Source organism: Murinocardiopsis flavida (assembly GCF_003014485.1).
Classification (GTDB): Bacteria; Actinomycetota; Actinomycetes; order Streptosporangiales; family Streptosporangiaceae; genus Murinocardiopsis; species Murinocardiopsis flavida.
On sequence record NZ_PYGA01000021.1, the window covers coordinates 122,127 to 129,015 of the forward strand.

General features: G+C 71.3%; 5 protein-coding genes. 1 reads left to right on the forward strand and 4 read right to left on the reverse strand.

Annotated features, from left to right (window positions below):
- Positions 1 to 2: 2 nt before the first annotated feature.
- The 4 genes from CLV63_RS25520 to CLV63_RS25535 all read right to left on the reverse strand — a co-directional run bounded on the left by CLV63_RS25520 (position 3) and on the right by CLV63_RS25535 (position 6,052).
- Entirely contained in the window at positions 3 to 2,042 is a 2,040-nt protein-coding gene (locus tag CLV63_RS25520; RefSeq protein WP_106585745.1) for a hydantoinase/oxoprolinase family protein, read from the reverse strand.
- Between the two features lie 80 nt (positions 2,043 to 2,122).
- Positions 2,123 to 3,757, reverse strand: a complete 1,635-nt coding sequence (locus CLV63_RS25525; protein ID WP_106585746.1) for an OPT/YSL family transporter — start codon at positions 3,755 to 3,757, stop codon at positions 2,123 to 2,125.
- A 105-nt stretch (positions 3,758 to 3,862) separates the two neighbouring features.
- Entirely contained in the window at positions 3,863 to 4,897 is a 1,035-nt protein-coding gene (locus CLV63_RS25530) for a LacI family DNA-binding transcriptional regulator (protein WP_211301463.1), read from the reverse strand.
- Positions 4,898 to 5,011: 114 nt separating this feature from the next.
- Positions 5,012 to 6,052: an RNA polymerase subunit sigma-70 gene (locus tag CLV63_RS25535; RefSeq protein WP_245929048.1), complete on the reverse strand. Its 1,041-nt coding sequence runs from the start codon at positions 6,050 to 6,052 to the stop codon at positions 5,012 to 5,014.
- Between the two features lie 114 nt (positions 6,053 to 6,166).
- Here CLV63_RS25535 and CLV63_RS25540 point away from each other — a divergent pair, with 114 nt between their 5' ends.
- A complete protein-coding gene (locus tag CLV63_RS25540) occupies positions 6,167 to 6,793 on the forward strand; it encodes a TIGR03086 family metal-binding protein (RefSeq protein ID WP_211301464.1) in 627 nt (208 codons plus the stop codon).
- Positions 6,794 to 6,889: the final 96 nt, after the last annotated feature.

The window sequence follows — 6,889 nt, forward strand, 5'->3', positions numbered from 1 at the left end:
GCTCAGGCTCCTTGTGCGCCGATGGTGATGACGAGCTCGCCCAGCCCGCCCACGCGGAGTGTGTCCCCGGTGTGCAGGACGGTGGTCGCGGTGTGCTCGGCGATGATCGCGGGGCCGGGGATCTCGTCACCGGCGTGCAGGGTCTCCCGGGTGTACACCGGGTACTTCCCGGGCTCCTCGCCCCCGTGGACGGTCCGCGTGAGCACCGGCTCCGCCGTACCGCCCTCGCGCGGCCGCGCCGCCGGCCAGGCGGGCTTGTCCACCACGCCCACCGCGTTGACCCGGAGCGTCGTCACCTCGACGGGGTCGGTCATGGTGTGGCCGTACATGCGCCGGTGCAGCACCGCGAAATCCGCCGCGATCGCCGCGGTGACGTCCTGCCCGTCCCGCGGATACGGCACGTTCACGGCGTGCTCCTGCCCCTGGTAGCGCACGTCCACGGACCGGTGGAAGGCCCAAGCGCGGGGTGCGAACCCTTCGCCGCGGAGCGCCTCTCCCCCTTCGACCTCCATGCCCTCGTAGGTCGACTCGAAGAACCCCTGATCGAGGGAGTCCAGCGCCCGCACCGCGGTCCGGGCGAAGTCGTGCTGGACATCGGCCATGAGCATGCCCAGTGCCGAGAACGCACCCTGGCCGGGAGGGACGATCACCCGGGGGATCCGCAGTTCGCGCGCGACGTCGACGGCGACGAGCCCGCCCCCGCCGCCGAACGACATGAGGGCGAAGTCCTGCGGGTCGCGCCCCAGGTCCACCGTGATCGCCCGGACCGCTCCCACGATCTTCATGTTCGCGATCTGGACGGCGCCGCGGGCCAGCTGCTCCGGCGTCATCGACAGCCGCCCCGCCACGGGGGCCAGTGCCCGTCGCGCCCTCTCCTCGTCCAGGACGAGGTCCCCGCCCAGGGCGAGATCGGCGCCCATGTACCCCATGACGACGGCGGCATCCGTGAAGGTGGCCCGTTCACCGCCGCGCCCGTAGGCGGCCGGCCCCGGGTCCGCGCCCGCGCTCTGCGGCCCCACGTGCAGTGCACCGGCCTTGTCGAGGGAGATCAGCGATCCGCCGCCGGCGCCGATTGTGTGGATGTAGAGCGACGGCGTGTTGATGGGCAGCCCTTCGAAGGCGGCGCCCTGGTACAGGACCGGTTCGTGATCGAGGACGAGCGAGGCGTCCAGGCTCGTCCCGCCCATGTCGATCGTGATGACGTTCGGTTCGCCCAGTTCCTTCGACAGCGCCGCCGCGCCCACCACACCGCCCGCCGGCCCGGACAGGATCAGGTTGACGGGCTGTTCGGCGGCCGCGACGGCGGTCATCGCCCCTCCTCCGGAACGGGACATGAGGAACCGGCCGTCGAAGTCCGCAGCCCGCAGATCCTCGCGCAGTTCGGTGAGGTATCGGCGCATGATCGGCTTGATGTAGGCGTCCAGCACGGCGGTGCTCGTGCGCTCGTACTCCCGGTACTCGCGGGAGAGCTGGTGGGACAGGGTCACCTCGACCTCCGGCGCGACCTCGCGCAGGATCTCCCCCATCGCGACCTCGTTCGCCGGGTTGGCGTACGAGTGCAGGAACCCGACCGCGACACCCTGGTACCCGCCCGCCGCGATCTCGCGGGCGACCCGGAGCGCGCCGTCCCGGTCGAGGGCGGAGCGCAGTGTGCCGTCGTACAGGGTGCGCTCGGCGACCTCGAAGGTGTCGCGGCGGCGGACGAGCGCCTGCGGCTTGCGGAACGTGATGTCGTACATGACCCGGCTGCCGGCACGGCCCAGCAGGTACACGTCGCGGAACCCCTGCGTGCCGACCACCGCGATTCGCGCCCCGGTCCGGGTCAGCAGGGAGTTCAGCCCCAGTGTGGAACCGTGGTTGAACGTCTCCACCTCGTGGATCGCGGTCTCCGCCTTGTCGAAGGCGTTGAGCACGCCCTTCTTGGGGGACTGCGGAGTGGTCGGCACCTTCTCGAACCGCAGCGCGCCCGTCGCCGGGTCGAGTCGCACCACATCCGTGAACGTGCCTCCGACGTCGACGGAGATCCGTGTTCCTGCCTTCATTCGGCTGCCACTTTCCTAGTTCTCGGTGCCGCGTTCGGGTGCGGGGGGAGGCGCGTTCGGCGGCCCCGCCCCGTCGGGCGCTAGCGGAATATCTGTCCCAGTGAGGCGAACGCGTCGCCGGTGATGATCCCCGCGCCCACAAGCTGAAGGCTCTCCTCGGCCTGCTCGCCCCTGATCCGCACCACGGCGATCCTGAGCGCGATCGCGCCCAGTACCAGCCATCCCGCGTACGGTGCAGCGATGAGCAGGCCGGTGGCGAGCATGACCCCCATCTGCCGCCTGGCGCCGCCCGCCACCTGGAGCACCGCGCCCAACAGGCCCCACAGCGCCATGTTCTGAAGCGCCTCACTGTTGGTGAGCCCCACCTTGATGGTGTCCGCGAAGACCTCAGCGACCGGCGGGATCCGGCCCGCCTCGAAGTAGGGCTGCCAGAGCAGCGCGACCATGCCCAGGGCCACGACGAAACCGATCATCGCGGAGTAGTACTGCTGTTTCCGGCCGGAGCGCTCGTAGTGCGCGTACCCGGGGTGGCGCGAGTGGACCCGGCGAAGGATCCACCCGGTCTTGAAGTCGTAGCCCATGTCCGCGAACGCGGGGCCGGTCGCCGCGGTGTACCCCACCAGCACGAGCAGCGGCTCGGGCGGGAAGCCCAGGAGGAGCCCGAGCATCAGGAAGATCAGCGTGATGGCCGTGGCCGGGAACCAGCCCGCGTGCATCGCCGCCAGTCCCACGATCAGCTCGCTCACGAATGCCGCGACCGCGGCGAAGAGGACCCAGCCGATCAGGGCGGGCACGGACATCTCCACCCACAGCCCGGAGGCGAACGCGAGCAGGACCGCGATGGCGATGAACAGCGCGAATCCCGAGCCCAGCCCCTTGCCCAGTTGGTTCGGGGCCACGGTGTCCCGCAGGGAGGGGTCGGGATCCGTCGGCGCCTGGTGCGGGACACCCTTCCGGCGGTCGGCGAGGATGAAGCCCACCTGGACGAGGGCGACCATCCCCGCCCCGATCATGATCCCGTGCGGGATGTAGTTGTCGGCGAGGGAGAAGTCCGCGAGCCCCGGGACCAGACCGTAATACTGCGCCACGAGCAGCCCGAGGCCGAACATGAGCAGCGCGACGACGTTGCCGATGAGAGCCACGCCGGCCGCCGACGCGGAGAGGCCGAACCAGGCGAGGACGAACCCGACCACGCCGCCGCCCAGCAGGACCGCCGCGCGACGGCCGCCTTGGTCGCCGGCCTTGATCGCCTCCGCGGCGGCGACCCCGGGCGGCCACGCGCCGTGCGCGGAGAGGAACTTCGACCCGAACGTGCGGTAGAGGATCCACGCGTCGACGAACAGCCCGCCCGCCGCGCCCATGAGCATCGGCCAGATGAGGTCCGGACGGCCGAAGGCCCACGTGATCGCCAGCGGGACGATGAGCGCGTTCGCGGCCCCGAAGGTGCCGGCGGAGATCGCCGTCTGTGCGAGGTTCTGCCGGTGCACGCTGCGGAACCTCCCCAGGCCCAGGAACCCGAGACGCCCGATCAGCATCGCGATGAGCGCGCCGATGACGGAGGTGTGGGTGGAGATGCCGAGCTGGGTGATGAGGTGGATCCCGATGAACGCGCCGACAGCCGCGAGAACGATCGTCAGGACGAGCGTTCCGGGTTCGAGCGCCCGCGGATGCTGCGGGACCTGCTGGTCCTGCTGGGACGCGGCATCAGCTGGCATGGCGGGGCCTCTCTCGAGGGGGGTGGAACCACGATCGTCAAATCGATTTGATTCCGCCGAGTGTGCCCCGTGGCCGCCGTCACGTCAATAGGGGCCGCGGGGTCCCTAGCTGCGCCGAGTCGATTCCCGCTCGTTCAGAACCGGGACGACGAGCCCGGGTCTGCTCGGCGGCTCCGCGCCGGAGAGCTGCGCGATCATGAGCGCGACCGCCGCGGACGCGAGCCCTTCGTGGTTGAGGTCGAGGGAGGTGATCGGCGGCCGCGCGGCACGGGAGAACGACGAGTCGGTGAGCGTCGCGAGCCGGATGTCGTCCGGTGCGCTCAGCCCCGCGGCGGACAGTGCCCGCAGCACGGATGCGGTGGACTTGCTCAACGAATAGACGAGGGCCGCGGGCGCCCGGTGGTCCGCGATCAGCCGGGAGACGGTCTCCTCCGTCTCGGCGGCCGAGAGGCTCTCGCTGAGAACGTGCACCTGCGGCGTGATGGCCCTCTCGCGGCACCACTGCGCGTACACCCGCCCGGCCTCCCGGTTCCACGCGTTGTCCTCGGACCCGGGCAGGAGCCACACGCGCTCCCCGGAACCGGCGCCCAGCGAGTCGAAGACCTCCCGCATCCCCGTGCGGTAGTCGACTCCCACGGTCCACGGGAGGTCCGGCCGGTCGGGGTCGGGGTCGGCGCAGACGATGGGGACGCCCCGGGCCGCGAGGACGTCGATCATCGGGTCGCTCGCGTAGGGGTGGGCGATGATGCAGCCGTCCATCGGGACCGCCGCGTGGTCGGCACGGGTGGGGTCGGGAACGTGGACGAGGCCGATCCCGCGGCGCAGGCACTCCGTGGCGACGCTCCCGGAGAGGCGGTTGAAGGTCTCCGAACTCTCCGGCGCCCCGGTGGCCGCGAACCGGGGCCGCAGGACCAGGCCGATCATCTCGGAGCGGCCGGTGCGCATGGATCGGGCGTTCGGATCCGCGCTGTAGCCCAGTCGGGTGGCGGCGGCGAACACCCGCTCCTTGGTCTCCTCGCTGATCGCGCGGCGACCGGAGAACGCGTGGGAAACCGTGGACGGTGACACACCGGCGGCCGCCGCGACGTCCTTGATCGTGACGCGGGCAGGACGGCGCGCACGGTGCCCCATCTGGTTCATGCCCCGAGTTTAGGAGCGGCGGCACCCGCATCGCCGCGCCGGCGAAGTGTCCTTGCCGGCCCGCGGTGGAGGCATCGCCCAGGGCTCCGCGGCGGGCTGCGGAGACGCGGTGGTTCAGCCGATCGTCTCGGGCAGGCCGAAGGGGTGCGTCAGGTCGCCGAGAAACCACGTGATGGATCTGATCCGGTCCGTTCGCAGGGTGAGGACGAGTATCCCGGCCGGGTGCGCGGTCGACTCGTCGGGGCCGGTGAGATAGCAGCCGAACGCCGGCTGGGTGTTGGCGCGGGTGGGGACCAGGCGGAAGCGGCGAGGCCCGCGCCACGTGGTGAACGTGGTGAGGAAGGCCGCGATCGCCGCCGGGCCATGGTACTCGTGCGGTGCCGGCGGCATGGCCAGCCACGCGTCGTCGGTCAGGAGCGTGATGACGCCGTCGGTGTCACCGGTGGTGAACGCTTCGGCGAAGCGCGCGGCCAGGTCCCGCTCGTGCGGCGAGTCGGGCGGCGCCGTGCGTTCGGGGTCGATGGTGTGGTTCCGCAGTTGTGCGCGGGCGCGCTGGACGGCGCCCTTGACCGCGGTCGTGGTGGTACCCAGCATGTCCGCGACCTCCGCGGTGGAATAGCCGAGCACATCGCGCAGCACGAGGGCGGCGGCCTGCCGGGGCGGCAGGTGCTGCACGCCGGCGATGAACGCCAGCTCGACCGCCTCTTTGGACTGGTAGCGCGCCTCAGGCCCGGGCATCCTGTCGGCGACCTGCTCCAGCAGCGTGTCCGGATAGGGCTGGAGCCAGGTCACCGCGCTGCGGCGGGTGGGCTCGGGAGGATCGAACGGCGGCGTGGGCTCGGCGGGCCGGCGCCGCCCGGCGTCGCGCAGCGCGTTGAGGCAGCGGTTGGTGGCGATGCGATAGAGCCATGCCCGCAGTGACGCCCGGCCGGCGAAACCGCTCAGCCCGCGCCACGCTGCTATCAGCGTCTCCTGAAGCGTGTCCTCGGCGTCGGTGAGCGACCCGAGCATCCGGTAGCAATGCACCAGCAGCTCGCGCCGATAGGGGTCGGTGAGCTCGCGGAACGCGTGTTCATCGCCGGTCAGCGCGCGGTCCAGCGCGTCCTGGGTCACCGGGCCGTACCCCCATCGCATCGACGTGCGCAGAAAGATCATCGACTCATCCGGCCGGGACCGTTCCATTCCGGACGGCGGCGGTGTCCCAACACGCGAACGAACCGATTGAACCGATTGAACCAAGGGATACCACCCCGACAGAGAGGAACAACCGTGAACGGCACCGCCAACCCGTCGCCCATCGAGGACCTCACCGAGGTCCTGGCAACCGTCGCCGATCTGGTCGCCGGCGTCCGGCACGACCAGTGGCGCGACACTACTCCCTGCCCGGAGTGGGAGGTCCGCGACCTGGTCAACCACATGGTCATCGGGCACCGCCTGTTCACGGGCATCCTTCGCGGCGAGGCGGCGGCCGCGCCCGGCGCCTTGGACCCCAAGGCCGACGACATGCTCGGCGACGACCCTGGTGCCGCCTACCGGGGCGCCACCGAGGAGCTGCTCGCCGCCTTCCGGCGGCCGGGCGTGCTGGAACAGGTCTTCCGGGTCCCTGCCGGCGACGTCCCCGGCGTCGCCGCGGTACACCTGCGCGCTGTCGAGGACCTCGTGCACGGCTGGGACCTCGCCCGGGCGACCGGCCGGAAGCCCCGGTTCCCCGACGAGATCGTCGAGCGGGAACTGGAGTTCACCCGCGCCAAGCTCGCCGACGTCCCGCCCGAGCAGGCCCCGTTCGCGCCGCCGCAACCGGTCCCCGACCACGCTCCACCGCTCGACAGGCTCGCCGCCCTCCTGGGCCGACGCGTCACCCCGCAACAGTGGGGCGGGGCCTTGTCCGGGTGCTAGGTGTACTGACCACTGAGGTTGGTTACACCCACCCAGCCGACACGACACAAGAGGGCCTCCGGTATCGGTGTGGATTGCGACATTCACGCCGACCGC